This window comes from Streptomyces sp. NPDC012935 (genome assembly GCF_042900345.1).
In the GTDB taxonomy this organism is placed as follows: Bacteria; Actinomycetota; Actinomycetes; order Streptomycetales; family Streptomycetaceae; genus Streptomyces.
Genome location: NZ_JBIBBC010000001.1, coordinates 577,227 through 595,644 on the forward strand (window position 1 = coordinate 577,227; position 18,418 = coordinate 595,644).

At 70.1% G+C, this 18,418-nt stretch carries 17 protein-coding genes; 1 reads left to right on the plus strand and 16 read right to left on the minus strand.

What is annotated here, in order from left to right:
- Nucleotides 1-25: 25 nt before the first annotated feature.
- From ispG to ACFY5C_RS02610, 16 genes are all read right to left on the minus strand, one after another.
- Nucleotides 26-1,201, minus strand: coding sequence for a flavodoxin-dependent (E)-4-hydroxy-3-methylbut-2-enyl-diphosphate synthase (gene ispG / locus ACFY5C_RS02535; RefSeq protein WP_389439567.1), 1,176 nt, complete (start codon nucleotides 1,199-1,201; stop codon nucleotides 26-28).
- A gap of 4 nt (nucleotides 1,202-1,205) precedes the next feature.
- Entirely contained in the window at nucleotides 1,206-2,228 is a 1,023-nt protein-coding gene (hpnH, locus tag ACFY5C_RS02540; protein ID WP_328877905.1) for an adenosyl-hopene transferase HpnH, read from the minus strand.
- A gap of 5 nt (nucleotides 2,229-2,233) precedes the next feature.
- Entirely contained in the window at nucleotides 2,234-2,875 is a 642-nt protein-coding gene (locus ACFY5C_RS02545; protein ID WP_389439569.1) for a 1-hydroxy-2-methyl-2-butenyl 4-diphosphate reductase, read from the minus strand.
- Nucleotides 2,875-4,890: a squalene--hopene cyclase gene (shc, locus tag ACFY5C_RS02550; protein ID WP_389439571.1), complete on the minus strand. Its 2,016-nt coding sequence runs from the start codon at nucleotides 4,888-4,890 to the stop codon at nucleotides 2,875-2,877. The genes ACFY5C_RS02545 and shc overlap by 1 nt, the downstream gene beginning before the upstream one ends.
- Before the next feature lie 143 nt (nucleotides 4,891-5,033).
- Nucleotides 5,034-6,098: a polyprenyl synthetase family protein gene (locus tag ACFY5C_RS02555; protein ID WP_389440662.1), complete on the minus strand. Its 1,065-nt coding sequence runs from the start codon at nucleotides 6,096-6,098 to the stop codon at nucleotides 5,034-5,036.
- Nucleotides 6,099-6,169: 71 nt separating this feature from the next.
- The gene (gene hpnE / locus ACFY5C_RS02560) at nucleotides 6,170-7,597 is read right to left on the minus strand and encodes a hydroxysqualene dehydroxylase HpnE (RefSeq protein ID WP_389439573.1); all 1,428 of its coding nucleotides are present in this window, start codon (nucleotides 7,595-7,597) and stop codon (nucleotides 6,170-6,172) included.
- On the minus strand, nucleotides 7,594-7,737 hold the full coding sequence (locus ACFY5C_RS02565; protein ID WP_389439575.1) for a DUF6380 family protein: 144 nt from the start codon (nucleotides 7,735-7,737) through the stop codon (nucleotides 7,594-7,596). The genes hpnE and ACFY5C_RS02565 overlap by 4 nt, the downstream gene beginning before the upstream one ends.
- On the minus strand, nucleotides 7,737-8,699 hold the full coding sequence (hpnD, locus tag ACFY5C_RS02570; protein WP_389439577.1) for a presqualene diphosphate synthase HpnD: 963 nt from the start codon (nucleotides 8,697-8,699) through the stop codon (nucleotides 7,737-7,739). The genes ACFY5C_RS02565 and hpnD overlap by 1 nt, the downstream gene beginning before the upstream one ends.
- Nucleotides 8,696-9,625: a squalene synthase HpnC gene (gene hpnC / locus ACFY5C_RS02575; RefSeq protein WP_389439579.1), complete on the minus strand. Its 930-nt coding sequence runs from the start codon at nucleotides 9,623-9,625 to the stop codon at nucleotides 8,696-8,698. Before hpnC ends, hpnD begins: the two co-directional genes overlap by 4 nt.
- Before the next feature lie 358 nt (nucleotides 9,626-9,983).
- Nucleotides 9,984-10,763, minus strand: a complete 780-nt coding sequence (locus ACFY5C_RS02580; RefSeq protein ID WP_389439581.1) for an ABC transporter ATP-binding protein — start codon at nucleotides 10,761-10,763, stop codon at nucleotides 9,984-9,986.
- On the minus strand, nucleotides 10,756-11,685 hold the full coding sequence (locus ACFY5C_RS02585; protein WP_389439583.1) for an ABC transporter permease: 930 nt from the start codon (nucleotides 11,683-11,685) through the stop codon (nucleotides 10,756-10,758). Before ACFY5C_RS02585 ends, ACFY5C_RS02580 begins: the two co-directional genes overlap by 8 nt.
- Nucleotides 11,686-11,784: 99 nt before the next feature.
- Nucleotides 11,785-12,657 carry a glycosyltransferase family 2 protein gene (locus ACFY5C_RS02590; RefSeq protein WP_389440664.1) on the minus strand — a complete coding sequence of 291 codons (873 nt, stop codon included), beginning with the start codon at nucleotides 12,655-12,657 and terminating at the stop codon, nucleotides 11,785-11,787.
- A gap of 8 nt (nucleotides 12,658-12,665) precedes the next feature.
- Entirely contained in the window at nucleotides 12,666-13,445 is a 780-nt protein-coding gene (locus ACFY5C_RS02595; protein WP_328420897.1) for a CDP-alcohol phosphatidyltransferase family protein, read from the minus strand.
- Entirely contained in the window at nucleotides 13,423-14,484 is a 1,062-nt protein-coding gene (locus tag ACFY5C_RS02600) for an iron-containing alcohol dehydrogenase family protein (protein ID WP_389439585.1), read from the minus strand. The genes ACFY5C_RS02595 and ACFY5C_RS02600 overlap by 23 nt, the downstream gene beginning before the upstream one ends.
- Complete coding sequence (locus ACFY5C_RS02605; RefSeq protein WP_389439587.1) at nucleotides 14,472-15,224, minus strand: sugar phosphate nucleotidyltransferase; 753 nt, start codon at nucleotides 15,222-15,224, stop codon at nucleotides 14,472-14,474. Before ACFY5C_RS02605 ends, ACFY5C_RS02600 begins: the two co-directional genes overlap by 13 nt.
- A complete protein-coding gene (locus ACFY5C_RS02610) occupies nucleotides 15,221-17,029 on the minus strand; it encodes a DUF5941 domain-containing protein (protein ID WP_389439589.1) in 1,809 nt (602 codons plus the stop codon). Before ACFY5C_RS02610 ends, ACFY5C_RS02605 begins: the two co-directional genes overlap by 4 nt.
- Nucleotides 17,030-17,305: 276 nt before the next feature.
- On the opposite strand from ACFY5C_RS02610, the gene galE reads away from it, so the two are divergent.
- Nucleotides 17,306-18,289: a UDP-glucose 4-epimerase GalE gene (gene galE, locus ACFY5C_RS02615; protein ID WP_389439591.1), complete on the plus strand. Its 984-nt coding sequence runs from the start codon at nucleotides 17,306-17,308 to the stop codon at nucleotides 18,287-18,289.
- Nucleotides 18,290-18,418 lie beyond the last annotated feature (129 nt).

Below are 18,418 nucleotides of genomic sequence, written 5' to 3' on the forward strand. Positions count from 1 at the left end.
GCCCCCTCTCGGTCCGTGCCTTGCTTCAGCTCACAGTCACTTCTGGTTTCCCCGTGACGATGGAGGCGCCCGTGGCGGCTCCGTCCTGCTCCAACTGTTCGGCGATCTTCATCGCCTCGTCGATCAGGGTCTCGACGATCTTGGACTCGGGGACGGTCTTGATGACCTCGCCCTTCACGAAGATCTGACCCTTGCCGTTGCCGGAGGCGACCCCCAGATCCGCCTCCCGCGCCTCACCGGGGCCGTTCACCACGCACCCCATGACGGCGACACGCAACGGCACCTCCATGCCCTCCAGGCCCGCCGTGACCTCGTCGGCCAGCTTGTAGACGTCGACCTGCGCACGCCCGCACGACGGACAGGAGACGATCTCCAGCCGCCGCTGCCTGAGGTTCAGCGACTCCAGGATCTGGATGCCCACCTTGACCTCCTCGACCGGCGGAGCCGACAAGGAGACCCGGATGGTGTCGCCAATGCCCTGGGACAGCAGCGCCCCGAAGGCCACGGCCGACTTGATCGTGCCCTGGAACGCCGGGCCCGCCTCGGTCACACCGAGGTGCAGCGGATAGTCGCACTGCGCGGCCAGCTGACGGTACGCCTCGACCATCACGACCGGGTCGTTGTGCTTGACCGAGATCTTGATGTCCCGGAAGTCGTGCTCCTCGAAGAGCGACGCCTCCCACAGGGCCGACTCGACCAGGGCCTCCGGTGTCGCCTTGCCGTACTTCTGCAGCAGCCGCTTGTCGAGCGATCCCGCGTTGACGCCGATGCGGATGGGCGTGCCGTGGTCCCTGGCCGCCCCCGCGATCTCCTTGACCTTGTCGTCGAACTGCTTGATGTTGCCGGGGTTCACGCGGACCGCCGCGCAGCCGGCCTCGATCGCCGCGAAGACGTACTTCGGCTGGAAGTGGATGTCCGCGATCACCGGGATCTGCGACTTGCGGGCGATCGTCGCGAGGGCGTCCGCGTCGTCCTGCGTCGGGCAGGCCACGCGCACGATCTGGCAGCCGGAGGCCGTGAGCTCCGCGATCTGCTGGAGAGTGGCACCGATGTCCGACGTACGCGTCGTCGTCATCGACTGCACCGACACAGGGGCACCGCCCCCGACCGCCACCGGGCCGACCTGGATCTGCCGCGACACACGCCGCTCGGCGATCGGCCGGATGGGTACCTCGGGGACGCCCAAGGAGATGGCGGTCATCGCGTCACTCCCGGTTTCCGGAGACCGTCTCGCGCATGGCGCGCAGCGACTCCTTGAGCGAGCCCATGGTGGCGAGGACGGCGGTGGGCTCGTAGCCGCAGTGCGCCATGCAGTTGGCGCAGCGCGGGTCCTTGCCGCGGCCGTACTTGTCCCAGTCGGTCTCCTCGATCAGCTCGCGGTACGTCGGGACGTACCCGTCGCTCATCAGATAGCAGGGGCGCTGCCAGCCGAACAGCGAGTAGTTCGGGATCGCCCACGCGGTGCACGGGAAGTCGACCTTGCCCTCGAGGAAGTCGAGGAACAGCGGCGAGTGGTTCAGCCGCCACTTCCTGCGGTTGCCGCCCGCGAAGGCCTTCTTGAACAGCTCGCGGGTCTGCTCGACGCCGAGGAAATGCTCCTGGTCGGGGGCCTTCTCGTAGGCGTAGGCGGGCGAGATCATCATCTCGTCGACCTTGAGGTCGTCGTTGAGGAAGTTGAGCACCTCGATGATGGTCTGCGGGGTGTCGGTGTTGAAGAAGGTCGAGTTGGTGGTGACCCGGAAGCCGCGCCGTTTGGCCTCCTTGATCGCCTCCACGGCCTCGTCGAACACGCCCTCCTTCGCCACGGACTCGTCGTGGCGTTCGCGCAGGCCGTCGATGTGTACGGCGAAGGCGAAGTAGGGCGAGGGCTTGAACTTGTCCATCTTCTTGCGCATCAGCAGAGCGTTCGTGCACAGGAAGACGTACTTCCGCTTGGCCACCAGCTGCCGCACGATCTCGTCGATCTGCGGATGCATCAGGGGCTCACCGCCGGCGATGGACACCATCGGCGCACCGGATTCGAGCACCGCACCCACGGCCTGGGCCACCGGCATGCGCTGCTTGAGTACTCCGGCCGGGTGCTGGATCTTGCCGCAGCCCTCGCACTTGAGGTTGCAGGCGAAGAGCGGTTCCAGCTCGACGATCAGCGGAAACTTGTCCCGTCGGCGGAGCTTTTGTTCGGCCAAATAAGTAGCGACCTTGATGGACTGACGCAGCGGCATGGCCATCTGGCTCACCTCCTGGGGAGCAGCAAGGAACGGTGCCATTCAAAGAATGCGGGTAGAACGGAACGAAGGACGCGGAACGCTGATATTCCACCGCGCAACGTGCCGATCCGGACGAGTTCATGTTCTGGAGCGTCCACGACCACCCGGACGGCCGCAACCGGGCGATCGCCCGCGCGCACGGCGCTCAGGAGCGTGGCCGCCGATTCCATGTCGACCGCGATTGCGCCGGTCGAGAGCAGATCGGACCGTTCCTGACCACGGATGATGTGATCGGAGCCGGTGAGAGGTCCGGTGTGGACGGTGCGGCCGGGGACGGCCCGCGCGAGCTCTTTGACGAGTAGGTCGGTCCTGACACACGGAATGGTTCCACCCGGATCCCGGGTCTCCTCGGCGACGACCAGGTCGCCGGGGTGCATGCCGGGAGCGAGCCCCGCGCAGAACCCAGTGGCGAGCACGGCGGCACCGCTGAGTGCCGGGTCGCCCAGAATCCGGGTGACGGAGCGCTCGGCCGCCCGGGGGCCCATGCCGGTCCGCAGCACGGTGACCGGCCCGCCGGCACCGCCACGGTCGCTCGTGCGCAGCGCGAAGTGCTCGATGCCGAGCGCGCAGGCGATCAGCAGCGGGGCCGGGGCGGGCTGTGGGCTCATCAGCGCACCTTGGCCTCGGCCAAGGATGGCTCGGCCTTCTCGGCGAAGGGCTCTCCGTGGACGTACCGGCCGAGTGCGGTGAGCGGGAAGACCTGACGATAGAGGTGGTAGTTGATCGAGAAGTCCCAGGGGAATCCGGTGCCGGTGAAGTACGGCTCGTCCCAGGAGCCGTCCTCGCGCTGGGTCGCCGCGAGCCACTCGACGCCGCGCTCGACGGCCTTGGAGTCCTTCTCCCCCGCCGCCAGCAGCGCCATCAGCGCCCACGCGGTCTGTGAGGCCGTGGAGGCGCCCTTGCCGCTCCACTCCTTGACGTACCTGTAGGAGCGCAGGTCCTCGCCCCAGCCGCCGTCGTCGTTCTGGACTGACTCCAGCCAGCTCACCGCGCGGCGGATCGCCGGGTGCGAGCCCGGGAAGCCGGCGGCCACCAGGGCGGGTACGACGGATCCGGTGCCGTAGACGTAGTTCACGCCCCAGCGCCCGAACCACGAGCCGTCCGGCTCCTGCTCGGCGAGCAGCCACTGGATGCCGCGCCGGGTGCGGGGGTCGTGGGCGAGGCCCTCGACGGCGAGCATCTCCACCACGTGCGCGGTGACGTCCGCCGACGGTGGGTCGATGACCTCACCGAAGTCGCAGAACGGCAGCCGGTTGGGAAACGGGCTGGTGTTGTCGACGTCGAAGGCGCCCCACGCCCCGTTCCTCGACTGCATCCCGAGGTTCCAGCGCACCCCGCGGCCGATCGCCCGCTCCATCCGCTCCGGGTCGTGGTGCCTGACCCGGCGCAGCGCGAGGACCACCTCGGCGGTGTCGTCGATGTCGGGGTAGTTGTCGTTGTGGAACTCGAACGCCCAGCCGCCCGGCGGCAGTTGGGGACGCTTGACCGCCCAGTCGCCGGGCCGGACGATCTCCTCGCCCAGCATCCAGTCGGCGGCCCTGACGAGCTGCGGATGGTCGGCGGGCACACCCGCGTCGACCAGCGCGATGGTCGCGAGGCAGGTGTCCCAGACCGGCGACTGGCAGGCCTCGACCATGCGGGCGCCGTCCTCGCGCCAGACGGCGAAGCGGTCCAGCGACGCCAATCCCTCGCGCATCACGGGGTGTTGGAGGTCGTATCCCATCAGGTGCAGGGCGATGATCGAGTACACCGCCGGCGGCTGGATGCCTCCCCAGCAGCCGTCGTTCTCCTGCCGCTCGATGATCCAGCGGGCGGCGCTGTTCATTGCTGCTCTGCGCAGCTTGCGCGGGGCGACCTTGCGCAGCTGGTGCAGCGCCTTGTCGAGTCGCTGGAAAGCGCCGTCCCAACTGGCCGTCGGCGCAAGGGGCTTGGGCGGATTGGGGCGGGCCGGATCGGTGTGCAGTTCGTCGAGCGGGAACGGCGCGGGCCGTACCGGGCGCTTCGCGGAGACGATCGTCAGCGGGACGATGGTCTGCCGTGCCCAGCAGCCGAAGTCGTAGATGTTGAGCGGGACCCACTTGGGGAAGTAGATGAGCTCCGGCGGGAGTTCGGGCAGGTCCTCCCACTTCCACCAGCCGAACAGGGCCAGCCAGATCCGGGTGAACACGCGCGCGGCGGCGATGCCGCCCTGCTCGCGGATCCAGGCGGAGGCCTTCGCCATGTGCGGGGCGTCGGGCGCGTCGCCGGCCAGGCGGAGGGCGACGTAGGCCTCGATGGTCGCGGAGAGTTCGCCGGGCGCGCCGTAGAAGGTGCCCCAGGTGCCGTCCTCGCGCTGCTCGCCCCGGATGAAGAGCGCGGCGGCCTGCGTGGTCTTCTCGTCGCGGATGCCCAGGAACTGACGGAGCAGCAGGTCCTCGGCGTCCATGGTGACGTTCGTCTCGAGGTCGCCCTTCCACCAGCCCTGGGCGTCCTGCTTCGCCAGCAGGAAGTCGGTGGCGCGCCGGACGGCGCGTACGGCGGCTTCGTGGACCCCGGCCGCCACGGGGGTTTCGCTGTCGGTGTCGCTGGCCGCGGCGGCCCGGGGTGGCAGTGCCCCGGTGCTTCCGTCGGTCGTCGCTGTCATGGCTTCCCCTTCGTGCAGTGCTACTGGGAGTGCGTCTGCTGTGGGTCCGCCGTCGGCCGGTGCGCTCGTTCACGCTGCACCGGCCGGCGACTAAGCGAGGGTTATTCGACCGATACTGATCATCTCTTTTCGCCCGGAGGGGATCATCTCTTTCGTACGACGACGAAATCGGCGAGTGCCGTGAACTGGTCCCGCACCCGGTCGGGCATGTCGACGGCGTCGAGGGCCTCGACGGCGACGGCGTGCTGACGGCGCGCCTCGTCGGCGGTCCACTCGCGGCCGCCCGCCTCCTCGATGAGGGCGGCGCGGGCGGCGAACTCCTCCTCGGAGAAGCTCTCGGCGTCGCTGCTCTTGGCGTCGGCGGCGAGGATCTCGCCGAGCTGCTCGGAGGCGGAGCCGCCCGCCGCGAGCGCGGCCACGACCGGCAGGGACTTCTTGCGCTGGCGCAGGTCGCTCCAGGTCTGCTTGCCGGTGGAGACGGGATCGCCCCAGATGCCGAGGAGGTCGTCGACGGCCTGGAAGGCGAGGCCCAGGTGGTAGCCGTACTTCTCCAGGGTGTCGGCGGTGCGGTCGTCCGCCCCGCCGAGCACGGCGCCGATGGAGCTGGCGCAGGCGAGCAGGGCGCCGGTCTTGTTGCCCTCCATCTCCAGGCACTCCTCGACGCTGACGCGGTCGCGGTGCTCGTAGGAGATGTCCTGCGCCTGGCCGTCGATCAGGGCGCGGGTGGCGGTGGTCAGGCGGCGGGTGGCGCGGCCGGCCTCGACGGTGCCGAGCTCCAGCAGGACCTCGTTGGCGAGCGCGAACATGGCGTCGCCGACAAGGATGGCCTGCGCGGGCCCGTGCACCTTCCAGACGGTGTCGCGGTGGCGGCGCTGTTCGTCGCCGTCCATCAGGTCGTCGTGCAGCAGCGAGAAGTTGTGGACCAGTTCGACGGCGACGGCGCCCGGGATGCCGACCTCGGGCGCGGCGCCTGTGACCTCGGCGGAGAGCACCGCGAGGGCCGGGCGTACGGCCTTGCCGCCGTCGCCGGCCGTGGGGTTGCCGGCGGCGTCGATCCAGCCGAAGTGGTAGGCGGAAACGGTGTCCATGGGAGGGGCCAGGCGGTCGATCGCCGCCCGCAGTACCGGCGTGGCCAGGGTCCTACCGCGCTCCAGGAGCGCGGTCACGTCGACCGCGGTCTCTCGAGCGGCCTTCGAGGCCGGGGGCACAGTGGGCACGTTCTCTCCTCTTGTTGCGGTACCGGGGGTGCGGGGGCCTGCCGCCGTGTGCTGGTTCAGCATCACGCCGCCTCCTCTACGTCGAAGAGGTGGCTGGGGCGGGGCCGGCCCAGGGCGCTCAGCGCGGCGCCGGCCGCACTCACGCCACTGCGGACCGCACTCTCCATGGTCGCGGGCCACCCTGTGGCGGTCCACGCTCCGGCCAGATACAGACCGGGTGCCTTGGTACGGGCGCCGGGCCGCAGCCGCCCGACGCCGGGAGTGGGAGCGAACGTCGCCGTGCGCTCCCTGGTCACGAAGAAGTCCGTCACCTGCGCGCCCCGCGCCTTGGGCAACAGCCGCTCCAGCTCGGGCAGATACCGCTCGCGCAGTGCGGCGACGGGGGCGTCGATCTCGTCCTGCGCGACCGACTGGGACAGGGCGAGGTACTGGCCGCCGCGCAGCCCGGAGGCAGCGGTGCGGTCGAACACCCATTGCACCGGGGTGCCGAGTGCCGCGAAGAACGGCCGACCGAGCACCTGGCGGTCGTACACGACATGCACGTTCAGGATCGGCGCGGTGCCGATCTCCAGCAGCCGTTCGGGAGCGTCGAGGGCACCCTCCGGCAGCAGGTCGTAGGCCTCACGCTGGGCCACGGCGAGGACGACGGTGTCCGCGCGCAGCGTCTCGCCGGGAACCTGAAGGCTCCAACGTCCGTTCTCGTCAGTGGAGATGGAGGTGACGCGTGTACGGACCTCGGTACGAACACCCGCGGAGTCGAGCGCCTTGCGGGCCAGCCGGTCGTGCAGGTCGCCCAGCGGGACGTGCGCCCATCCGATGTCGGCCGCGCCAGGGTCGGACAGCAGACCGGTCTTGAACACCATCGCGGCGAGCCCCAGCGAGGCGTCACCCGCGACCGCGTTGAGGGTGGCGACCCCGACCAGGTCCCACAGGGCCTCGACGGCACGCGCCGACTGACCGTGCGCGGCCAGCCAGCTGCCGAAGTCCTGGGCGTCCAGGGCCGGATCGGCGAGGTCGAGCCCCTTGAGCGCGAGCGCGGCCCGCCCGACCCTGGCGCGATCGGCGAGCGACAGATGCGGATACGTCGCCAGGCTCCGGCCCAGGTGCAGGGGTACGGGCAGGGCGTCGCGCCGCAGCCTGCCCAGGCGCCGCCCCTCGGGCCGTGCGACATCGACCACGGGCACGTCGAGGCGGTCCTGCAGCGGTGCCAGCGCCGTGCCCTCGATGCGGTCGAGGAACCAGCGGTAGGCGGTGCAGCAGCGCAGATAGACGTGCTGTCCGTTGTCGACGACCAGGTCGCCGCGCTGAAAGGAGAAGGCCAGGCCACCCAGCCTCGGCCTGCCCTCGATCAGGGTGACGCGCACTCCGGCGTCGGCGAGGGCGAGCGCGGCGGTGATGCCGGCGAGCCCGCCGCCGACCACGACGGCGTCCTTCCCGGAGCCTCCAGGCATGTCGGCGAGCGGCCCTTGCGGCGGCGTGCCGTCAGTCATCGTGCACCCTCCCCTGCCCGACCGCCGTGCAGGTGCTTGAACGGTGCACGGCCGGTCGTCTCAGTCAGGGACGCGACCCGGCAGCGGAGGGTTGCCCGCCACTTTTCGCCGGTGGCATCACCTTGGACCGGAATGTCCATCAGGTGCGCCTCCTGACGGCACGGCTGACGGTTCGGCGGGTCGCATGCCGCGCGTCCAGACCGGACAGACCTCGCACGGCGACGTAGGCCTTCTCGCGCCCGGGCAGTGCGACCCGGCCGCGCAGCACGGCCTCCGGGTCGCGCTCGATGCGGTCGAGGAGGCGGAGGTAGATGCCGGCCATCGCGGCGACGCAGGCGCCGCTTCGCCGGTCCAGCATGGGGAGCAGCCGGTAGCCCTCGGCGAAAAGGGCGCGGGCCCGACGCACTTCGAAGTGCACGAGGCCCGCGAAGTCGGAGCCCTCCGGTGGGGTCGGCCCGCTGAAGCCGGCCGAGCAGCCGAATTTCGCGAGGTCGTCGGAGGGCAGATAGGTGCGTCCGCCCTCGGCGTCCTCGCGGACGTCCCGCAGGATGTTGGTGAGCTGGAGGGCCAGCCCGAGCGTGTCGGCGTACTCGGGTGCGCGCTCCGCGCCGCGCGCGCCGGGTCCGGTGCCGAAGACGCCGAGCGAGAGCCGTCCGATGGCGCCGGCCACGCAGCGGCAGTAGACCTTCAGGTCGTCCCAGGTCTCGTAGGTCTCGCCGCGTACGTCCATCAGGACACCGTCGATGAGCTCGTCCAGGCCGCCGAGCGGGACCGGGAAGGCGCCGGCGGTGTGGGCGAGGGCGACGGCCACGGGGTCGGTGTCGTCCTCGGCGACCGCTCCGTCGCGGATCCGGGTCAGCAGCTTCCGGGTGTCCTCGAGCCTGGCGATCTTGACGTCGCTGCTCAGATCGCCGTCGCCGATGTCGTCGACGCGGCGCGAGAACGCGTACAGCGCCGACATGGCGCGGCGCTTGGGCGTGGGCAGCAGCCTGATGCCGTAGGCGAAGTTCCGGGCCTGCTGCCCTGTGACGGCCTCGCAGTAGCTGTAGGCGGCGAGTACCGGTGCGGACGCGTGTGGTGCAGACTCCACGGTCCGGATCACCCCTCTCCTCGCAGAGTCACGCCCACCTCGCGCAGCAGCTGGAGCTTGCTGGCCTTGGGCGGGCCGGGAAGTACGTCGTATTCGGCGGCGGCGATCGCCCGGATCGCCGCCCTTCCCCCGGCCACGAAACCCGCCAGCAGCAGCTTGAGCCTGCCGTGGACGCTACCCACCAGGGGGGTGCCTTCATTCAGGAGGTTCAGAGCACGTTCGGCTTCGTATGCAACCAGTGCGCGCACCGATGCGCCTGCTGTTTTTGCCGCCAGATCGGTTTCCTGGACGTGAAAACGCTTCATGTCCTGCGCGGGCAGATAGATCCGGTCACGGCCGAGGTCCTCGGTGACGTCCTGGAGGTGCTCGACGATCTGCAGCGCGGTGCACACCGCGTCGGAACGGCGGATCCGCTCGGGCGTCGCGGTGCCGGTGACGGCGAGGACGAGCCGGCCGACCGGGTTGGCGGACAGTTCGCAGTAGGCAAGGAGATCGTCGTAGGTCTCGTAGCGCCCGACGAGCTGGTCCTGGCGGTTCGCGGCGGTCAGGCCGAGGAAGGGCTCGGGGGTCAGTGAGCGGCGGCGGACGGTGTACTGCAGGCGGCGCAGCAGAGGGTGGCCGGGGGTGCCGTCGAAGACCCGGCGCAGGTCCGCCTCGAAGGCGTCGAGGAGCGCAAGCCGGTCCTCGGCCTCCTCGGGCGACGCGCCGAGCAGGCGGGCGTCGGCACCGCCGGGGGCGAGATCGCCGTCGCCGATGTCGTCCACGAGGCGGGCGAAGCCGTAGACGGCCATGAGGTCGGTCCGCCAGGCCCTGGGCAGGAAGAACGGCGCCACGGGGAAGTTCTCCGCGGCGGCCTTGTCGAGGGTCTCGCGCTCCGGTTCACCTGGGCGCGCGGATTTTCCCGTCACCGTGGACTGCCCTGCGCGAGGACGGCACATGCTGCGTGGAGCTGGGGAGTTTCCGTAGCCATTGCCGTCACATCTCCCGTTCTACACCGCAGACCCAATGCACACTATTTCGGACACGCCGCCCGGACGTCCGCGCCGCGGCCCGGAGAGAGGGGTGTCGTGCCTTATCGCCCTACTTGCCGCGTTTCGGTACCGGTACAGCTTACGTTGTACAACGGTGCGGGACCCGTGGGGGTGTCCTGCACATCACAACAACACACCGATTGGCGTCAAGCTTCCCAGGAGCAGGCGAAGTTGACGTTTCCTTTGCAGACGCGGGGCCCCGCCGTGGCAGTTCCGGCGGGGCCCGGTCAAGCCTGCTGGGCCGCTCGGCCCATGTCCGGGTGGACTACTTGCCCGTGAACTTCTCGTACTCCTTGAGGACCTCGTCGGTCGGTCCGTCCATGCGCAGCTCGCCACGTTCCAGCCACAGGACCCGGTTACAGGTGTCGCGGATGGACTTGTTGTTGTGACTGACGAGGAACACGGTGCCGGCTTCCTTGCGCAGCTCGCGGATGCGTTCCTCGGAGCGCTTCTGGAACTTGCGGTCGCCGGTGGCCAGCGCCTCGTCGATCATGAGGACGTCGTGGTCCTTGGCGGCGGCGATGGAGAAGCGCAGCCGGGCCGCCATGCCGGAGGAGTAGGTGCGCATCGGCAGGGTGATGAAGTCGCCCTTCTCGTTGATGCCCGAGAAGTCGACGATCTCCTGGTAGCGCTCCTTGATCTGCTCGCGGGACATCCCCATGGCGAGCCCGCCCAATATGACGTTGCGCTCGCCGGTGAGGTCATTCATCAGCGCCGCGTTCACGCCGAGCAGCGAGGGCTGGCCGTCGGTGTAGACCTTGCCCTTCTCCGGCGGGAGCAGGCCGGCGATGGCGCGCAGCAGGGTGGACTTGCCGGAGCCGTTGGAGCCGATCAGGCCGATCGCCTCGCCGCGGTAGGCGACGAAGGAGACACCACGGACCGCGTGCACCTTGCGCACGCCCCGCTCCTCGCCGCGCTTGAGGATGCGGCTGAGCGCGGCGGTGGCGCTGCCCTTGCCCGTCTTGGCACCGTTGACGCGGTAGACGATGTGCAGCTCGTCCGCGATGACGGTGGGGATGTGGGAATCCGTCCTCTGCTCAGCCACGGCCGTACCTCTCCTCCGCCTTCCAGAAGTACACGAAGCCACCGACGGCCACCAGCACGGACCAGCCGAGCGCGACCGCCCAGACGTGGTCGGGCAGGTTCGAGGAGCCGTAGCCGTCGATGAGGGCGAAGCGCATCAGGTCCATGTAGACGGCGGCCGGGTTCCATTGCAGGACGGTCGCGATCCACTCCGGCTTGCCCTCGAGCATGATCGGGATGGAGAACATCACGCCGGACGCGTACATCCACGTGCGCATCACGAACGGCATCAGCTGCGCCAGGTCCGGGGTCTTCGAGCCCGCCCGGGCCATGATCATCGCGAGGCCGGTGTTGAAGAGGAACTGCAGGACGAGCACCGGCACGATCAGCAGCCAGGACATCGCCGGGTAGCTGCCGAAGCCCAGGGCCACGGCGAACAGCACGATCATCGAGAACAGCAGCTGCTGGAGCTGCTGGAGCGCGAAGGAGATCGGCAGTGAGGCGCGCGGGAAGTGCAGGGCGCGGACCAGGCCGAGGTTGCCGGAGATCGCGCGCACGCCCGCCATCACCGAGCTCTGCGTGAAGGTGAAGACGAAGACGCCCGTGACCAGGAACGGGATGTACACCTCGCGGGACATGCCGCGGTCGGCCTCGAGGATCAGGCCGAAGATGAAGAAGTACACGGCCGCGTTCAGCAGCGGGGTGGCCACCTGCCAGAGCTGGCCGAGCTTCGCCTGGCTGTACTGGGCGGTCAGCTTCGCCCGCGAGAACGCGAGGATGAAGTGCCGCCGGTCCCAGAGCTGACGGACGTACTCGAACAGCGAGGGGCGGGCGCCGCTCACGGACAGCCCGTACTTGGCGGCCAGGTCGGCCGCCGTGAGTCCCTCGTCGGGCGACGGAGGCGCGCTCACCGCGACTGAGCCGTCGTGCGTTGTCTCACTCACCAGTTGAAACTTTCGTCTTCGAGATGCGCAGCCTGTGCGGGCATGGCATGAACCTGGGGCCGGGGTACGGTCCGGTGGCTGCTCTCAGGGTCGAGCTTGTCAGATGACGGGAGGTCGGCCCAGTCGGGTCAGCCGCCACACCGTACGCCACTTCATGGGCCTGCGGGGACCGCATGAAGTGGTCCAGCCTTCCCGGAATCCGCCGAACCATGCCCGCAGGGCCGGGCGGGAGGGGCGGCGGGCGAGGGTGAGCAGCATCCAGACGCCCAGATAGACCGGGACAAGGGGGGCCGGAAGGTTGCGGCGGGCGAGCCAGACGCGGTTGCGGGCGACCATGCGGTGGTAGACCGCGTGCCGCGAGGGCGCGGTCGTCGGGTGGTACAGCACCATGTCGGACCGGTAGTCGATCATCCAGCCCGCGTCGAGGGCCCGCCATGCCAGGTCGGTTTCCTCGTGCGCGTAGAAGAATTCGTCCGGCAGCCCGCCGACTTCGGCGAAGACCTGGGTACGGACGGCGTTGGCGCCGCCGAGGAACGTGGTGACCCGGGAGGAGCGCATCGGGTCGGAGGCGCGCAGCCGGGGGACGTGGCGGCGCTGGGTGACGCCGTTGTCCGGGTCGGCGATGCGGAAGCTGATGATGCCGAGCTGCGGGTCGGCCGCGAAGGCTTCGCGGCACAGCTCGGCGGTGTCGTGGTGGGCGAGAAGGCCGTCGTCGTCGAGGAACAGCAAAATGTCGACATCACGACCGTCGGGGCCGAAGGCCTCGATGCCGACGTTGCGGCCGCCGGGGATGCCGAGGTTCTCGGGCAGCTCGATCGTCCGGACGCCTTCGGGGACGTCCGGGACCGGGGAGCCGTTGCCGACGACGACGACCTCGACCCGGTCGCCGTCCTGCTTGGCGACCGAGTCGAGGAGGGCGCGCAGTTCGTCGGGGCGGTTGCCCATCGTGATGATCACCGCGCCGACCTTCATCGGCGCGCTCACTTCAGCCTGCTCGACGCGAGGATGGACACGAGGTGCAGCACGGTCTGCAGCAGCGCGATGCCGGCCAGCACCGCGACGCCGAGCCGGGAGAAGAACAGGTCGCCGCGGATCTGGTCGACGATCGCCAGGACCAGGATCAGCAGGGACGCCTCGATGCCGAGGACGAGGCGGTGGAACTTGAGGGCACCGGCGGCCTTGCGTGCCAGGGCCATGCCGGAGGAGCGCATCTCGGACGCGGCCTCCTGGACCGGCGGCTTCCCGGCCTGGTGCCGGGCGACCCCGACGAGGTCGGTCTCGGCCTTGATCAGGATGGCGCCGAGGGCGGCCAGGGTGCCGAGGAAGGCCCACAGCCAGTCGATACGGCCGCTGCCCCACAGGTCGGCCGCGCGCAGGCCGAAGCCGACGAGCACCGCCGCGTCGGTGAGGTAGGCGCCGACGCGGTCGAGGTAGACGCCGCCCAGGGAGTACTGCTTCTTCCAGCGCGCGATCTCGCCGTCGACGCAGTCCAGCAGCAGGTAGAGCTGGACCATGACCACGCCGAGCACGGCCCCGGGGATCCCCGGCACGAGAAGTGCCGGGGCCGCGAGGACGCCGCATACGGTCATCAGGTATGTGAGCTGGTTGGGCGTGACCCTGGTGTTCACCAGGTAGCGGTCGACCCGCAGGGACACCTCACGCATGTAGAGGCGTCCCATCCAGTGCTCACCGCTGCGCCTGTCCTTCACCCCCGCGGGGTGAACGACGGGGCGGAGTTCAGCTACCGATGGCCTTGACATAGTCGGCGTAGATGTCCTTGATCTGGTCGGTTGTCAGGTCGAGGTGTTCGAGGATCGTGTAGCGGCCGGGCCTGGTCTGCGGAGCGAACTCCACGGCGCGGACGAATTCGTCGTCCGTGAAGCCGATCTCCTCCGGCAGTACCGGCAGCCCGTGCCGACGCAGCACCTCGGCCATGTAGGCCGACTCCTCGTGAGCTCCGCGCAGGTACATCGCGAAGGCCGCGCCCAGTCCGCACTGCTCGCCATGGGCGGCGGCGCGCCTCGGGAACAACAGGTCGAAGGCGTGGTTGATCTCGTGGCACGCGCCGGAGGACGGGCGGGAGTCACCCGACACCGACATGGCGATACCGCTGAGCACCAGGGCCTCCGCCAGCACTTGGAGGAAGTCGGTGTCCCCGATGCCGCCCGGGTGCCGTAGGACCGCTTCGCCGGCCTGCCGGGCGATCGCCGCCGCGAGGCCGTCGATCTTCTCGCCCTTGACGCGGTTCGCCAGCTCCCAGTCCGCGATCGCGGAGATGTTGGAGATGGCGTCGCCGATGCCGGCCCGCACGAACCGCACCGGCGCGTCGCGGATGACGTCCAGGTCGATGACGACCGCGATCGGGTTCGGCACACCGTAGGAGCCGCGCCCGGCGTCGTTGTCGAGGGTGGCGACCGGCGAGCACAGACCGTCGTGCGCGAGGTTCGTCGGTACGGCGACCAGCGGCAGGCCGACGCGCGCCGCGGCGAACTTGGCGCAGTCGATGATCTTGCCGCCGCCGAGTCCGACGACCGCGTCGTAGTGGCCGGCCTTTATGTCACTGGCCAGCCGGACCGCGTCGTCGAGGGTGCCGCCGCCGACCTCGTACCAGGTGGCGCCGGGCAGGGCGGGAGCGAGGCGCTCCTTCAGCCGGGCGCCGGAGCCGTTGCTGACCGCGACGGCCAGCTTGCCGGAGTGCGAGATGCGTTCGTCGGCGAGCACACAGGCCAGGTCGTCGAGGGCACCCGGGCGGATGTCCACGACCACCGGCGAGGGGATCAGCCGGGTCAGTACTGGCACGCGATCTCCCGTCCGCGGGCGAGATCGTCGTGGTTGTCGATCTCCACCCACTTGACGTCGCCGATCGGCGCCACGTCGATGCGGAAGCCGCGGTTCACGAGCTCCTGGTAGCCGTGCTCGTAGAACTGCTGCGGGTCGGTCTCCCACACCGCCTTGAGGGCGTCGGCCAGCTCGGGGGCGGCGTCGCCCTCGATGAGGGTCACGCCGATGTACTCACCGGTCGCCTCGGCGGGGTCCATCAGCTTGGTGATCTTCGTCATGCCCTTCGCGGGGTCGACGACGACCTTCATCTCCTCGTCGGCCAGGCTCTTCACCGTGTCCAGGGCGAGGATGATCTTCTTGCCGTCGCCGCGGGCGGCGAGCAGCGTCTTCTCGACGGAGACCGGGTGCACGGTGTCGCCGTTGGCGAGAATCACGCCGTCCTTGAGGGCGTCACGACCGCACCACAGGGAGTAGGCGTTGTTCCACTCCTCGGCCTTGTCGTTGTCGATGAGTGTCAGCTTCAGGCCGTACTTCTGCTCAAGGGCTTCCTTGCGCGCGTACACGGCCTCCTTGCGGTAGCCGACGATGATCGCGACCTCGGTCAGACCGATCTCGGCGAAGTTGCCGAGCGTCAGGTCGAGAACCGTGGGTTCGCCCTCTATGCCCGCGGGCCCCACCGGCACCAGAGCCTTGGGAAGGCTGTCGGTGTAGGGGCGCAGACGCCGTCCGGCGCCGGCCGCCAGCACGAGGCCGATCATGCGGGTTCTCCTTCATCGTGTACGGCGGGTGCCCCGGAGGACACCCAGAAGCGGATGCTCTCGACGAGCACCACGAGGGCCACGGCCACGGCGAGCACCGTGAGCGCGACACTGAACTGCGAGGCGGAGAGCACCGCGGCGAGGACGGTGACGAGCAGCGTCCGTCCTTCGTGCCCCCCGATGGCGCGCACCAGCCAGGCCGGGGGCGCTCCGGCGTTGCCGCGGATGCGGTACACCGTGTCGTAGTGATGGTAGGCGACAGCGGCCACCAGGCCGAAAGCCGCAGGAAGCGCTCCGTTCACCTCGGCTTTGGCTGCGAGCAGCAGGACGACGCCGTACTCGGCAGCCCGGAAGAAGGGCGGGACCAGCCAGTCGAGGGCGCCCTTGAGGGGGCGGGCGACGGCCAGGGCCGAGGTGACGGCGTAGACGACGGCGCCGACGACCGCCCAGGGACCGCCGAAGCCGGGCTGCGCGGCCAGGCCGAGGAGGACGAGGCCGCCGAGGAGGGCCACGGCGGGGGCGGCGATGCCGGGCAGCCGGCTCGCGGCGTTCCTGAAGACACCGGCGAGGCCCTGCGCGAGCGGGCCCGAGTCCGCGAGGTCGGCCAGCGCCTGGGCGGCCCGGTCGGTACGCCGCGCCTTCCGCGTCAGCGACCGCAGCACCCGCCCCGCCGTGGTGTACGTCGCCGCGAAGGCACAGCCGACGAGCAGGACGTAGAAGGTGATCCGGGGTGTCGTGACGGCCGTGAGCACCGCGATCATCGCCCAGCGCTCGCCGATCGGCAGGACGATCATCCGCCGCACCCACACCGTCCAACCGACGCTGTCGAGCTTGTCGGAGAGGGCGGCGGTGGGGCTGGTGTTGGCGGTGGCGTCGTGGTTGGCCTCGTTGAAGGAGAAGTCGACGACATGCCGGCAGGTCTGCAGGACCATGGCGCCGAGGGCGAGGGCCCATACGTCGTCCCCGCCGCGGGCGGCTCCCAGCGCGAGGCCGGCGTAGTAGGCGTACTCCTTGGCCCGGTCGAAGGTGGCGTCGAGCCAGGCGCCGAGCGTGGAGTACTGCAGGGAGTAGCGGGCGAGCTGGCCGTCGGTGCAGTCCAGGACGAAGGACGCGATCAGCAGGACGCCGGCCGCGATGAACCCGCCCCGGGTGCCGGTGGCCGCGCAGCCCGCCGCGATGAGCGCCGTGATGAGGGAGGCGGTGGTGACCTGGTTGGGGGTCAGGCCCCGGCGGGCGCACCAGCGGGCGATGTAGCGGGAGTACGGGCTGATGCAGAAGGTGGTGAAGAAGCCGTCGCGGGACTTCACGGCCGACTTCAGGCGTACGGCCTCGTCGTCGACGGCGGCGACGGCCTGCCGGGCCTCGTTGCGGGCCTGCGGGTCGGCCGGTACGGCTGCGACCAGGCTCCCGAGCTCGGGGCGGTGCACGTCGGTGCCGTCGTGGTCGAGGGCGCTGACGATACGGTCGGCGAGGCTGTCGACGGCGACGGCCGTACCGCCGCCCGCGGAGTTCTCCCGGGCCATCACCCGGGTCAGCGCCTGGCGTCCGGCCGGCTGGGCCGTCACGGCGCCCGGGATCGCGGCGAGCGGGAAGCGGGGGTCGGTCAGGCCGAGGCGCAGCGCGTGCAGGTGGCCGACGAACCCGGCGTCGACCACGGCGACCCGCTGGTCGCCGGGCACCTGGGCGAGCAGGGTCTCGGCGTCGGCGGTGTCGGTGGCGACCCGCACGTCATAGCCGAGGGACCGCAGATCGCCCTCGATCGACGATCCGGGCACCGGCTGACCGGTGAGGATGGCGGTCGACAACCGAACTCACTCCCTGGAACCGGCATTCGCGCCGGTCATGTACATGGTGGCGGCGCCCCCGCCGGTGTCGGCCGGGCGGCGTGTCGGCAGAGGCTATCGGATGATTGGAAGCCAACGTTCACCGGCCGTTTGGCGGAGCGATCAACGCGGTTTGCCCTGAGCTTTGCCGCGATCATCATCACGGATCGCGGGGTCCGCTCACAAACTCGCGCTCACAGACCGGGGCATCGGGGACATTGCATGCCCCGGCGGGGGCCCGTCATAGGGTGGGCGACCATGACATGGCTGATCACAGGCGGAGCCGGCTACATCGGAGCACATGTGGCGCGGGCCATGACCGACGCCGGGGAGCGGGTCCTCGTACTGGACGACCTCTCGGCCGGGTATCCCGCCCGGCTCCCTGCGGACGTCGCGCTCGTCGAGGGCTCGTCGCTGGACGGTGACCTGCTGAAGCGGGTGTTCGCGGAGCACACGGTGACGGGTGTGGTGCATCTCGCCGCACGCAAGCAGGTCGGGGAGTCCGTGGCACAGCCGACCCGCTACTACAGGGAGAACGTGGGAGGCCTCGCGACGCTCCTGGAGGCGGTCGCCGAGGCGGGGATCAAGCGGTTCCTGTTCTCGTCGTCCGCCGCGGTCTACGGCAACCCGGATGTGGACCTCATCACGGAGGACACCGCGTGCGCGCCGGTGAACCCGTACGGCGAGACGAAGCTCACCGGGGAGTGGCTGGTGCGGGCGGCGGGCCGGGCACACGGCATCTCCACCGTGTGCCTGCGCTACTTCAACGTCGCGGGCGCCGCGTCGCCCGAGCTGGCCGACACGGGCGTCTTCAACATCGTCCCCATGGTCTTCGACCGGCTCACCCGCGACGAGGCCCCGCGGATCTTCGGCGACGACTATCCGACCCCGGACGGCACCTGCGTCCGCGACTACATCCACGTCGCCGACCTCGCCGAGGCGCACCTGGCGGCGGCCCGGCGGCTCACCGAAGCGGACGCAAGCGGCGATCTGACGGTCAACATCGGTCGCGGCGAGGGCGTCTCCGTCCGCGAACTGATCACCGTCATCGCCGAAGTCACCGGCGACACACGCCCCGCCCTCGTCGAGGCGCGGCGCCCCGGAGACGCCCCGCGCGCGGTCGCGTCGGCCGCGCTGGCCGCAGAGGAGCTCGGCTGGACGGCTCGGCGCGGGGTACCCGAGATGGTCGAGTCGGCGTGGCAGGGGTGGCTGCTGCACCACGGCCGGCGAGCGGCCGACTGATCAAGTGAAGCGCCCTGACCTGCGGATCGTTTTCGCAGGTCAGGGCACATGACAACGGTGTTCAGTGCCGCGTTGCCGGATACCCCCCACCCGTAGTTCACTGTGATCCCGGACGGAATTCCCATCGGA

What these genes read in the sequence shown, in the direction of transcription:
- ispG (WP_389439567.1), bottom strand. Translation starts at nt 1,201, where the DNA reads ATGACCGCCATCTCCTTGGGCGTCCCCGAGGTACCCATCCGGCCGATC.
- hpnH (WP_328877905.1), bottom strand. Translation starts at nt 2,228, where the DNA reads ATGGCCATGCCGCTGCGTCAGTCCATCAAGGTCGCTACTTATTTGGCC.
- ACFY5C_RS02545 (WP_389439569.1), bottom strand. Translation starts at nt 2,875, where the DNA reads ATGAGCCCACAGCCCGCCCCGGCCCCGCTGCTGATCGCCTGCGCGCTC.
- shc (WP_389439571.1), bottom strand. Translation starts at nt 4,890, where the DNA reads ATGACAGCGACGACCGACGGAAGCACCGGGGCACTGCCACCCCGGGCC.
- hpnE (WP_389439573.1), bottom strand. Translation starts at nt 7,597, where the DNA reads ATGACTGACGGCACGCCGCCGCAAGGGCCGCTCGCCGACATGCCTGGA.
- ACFY5C_RS02565 (WP_389439575.1), bottom strand. Translation starts at nt 7,737, where the DNA reads ATGGACATTCCGGTCCAAGGTGATGCCACCGGCGAAAAGTGGCGGGCA.
- hpnC (WP_389439579.1), bottom strand. Translation starts at nt 9,625, where the DNA reads ATGTGCCGTCCTCGCGCAGGGCAGTCCACGGTGACGGGAAAATCCGCG.
- ACFY5C_RS02590 (WP_389440664.1), bottom strand. Translation starts at nt 12,657, where the DNA reads ATGAAGGTCGGCGCGGTGATCATCACGATGGGCAACCGCCCCGACGAA.
- ACFY5C_RS02595 (WP_328420897.1), bottom strand. Translation starts at nt 13,445, where the DNA reads ATGTCAAGGCCATCGGTAGCTGAACTCCGCCCCGTCGTTCACCCCGCG.
- ACFY5C_RS02605 (WP_389439587.1), bottom strand. Translation starts at nt 15,224, where the DNA reads ATGATCGGCCTCGTGCTGGCGGCCGGCGCCGGACGGCGTCTGCGCCCC.
- galE (WP_389439591.1), top strand. Translation starts at nt 17,306, where the DNA reads ATGACATGGCTGATCACAGGCGGAGCCGGCTACATCGGAGCACATGTG.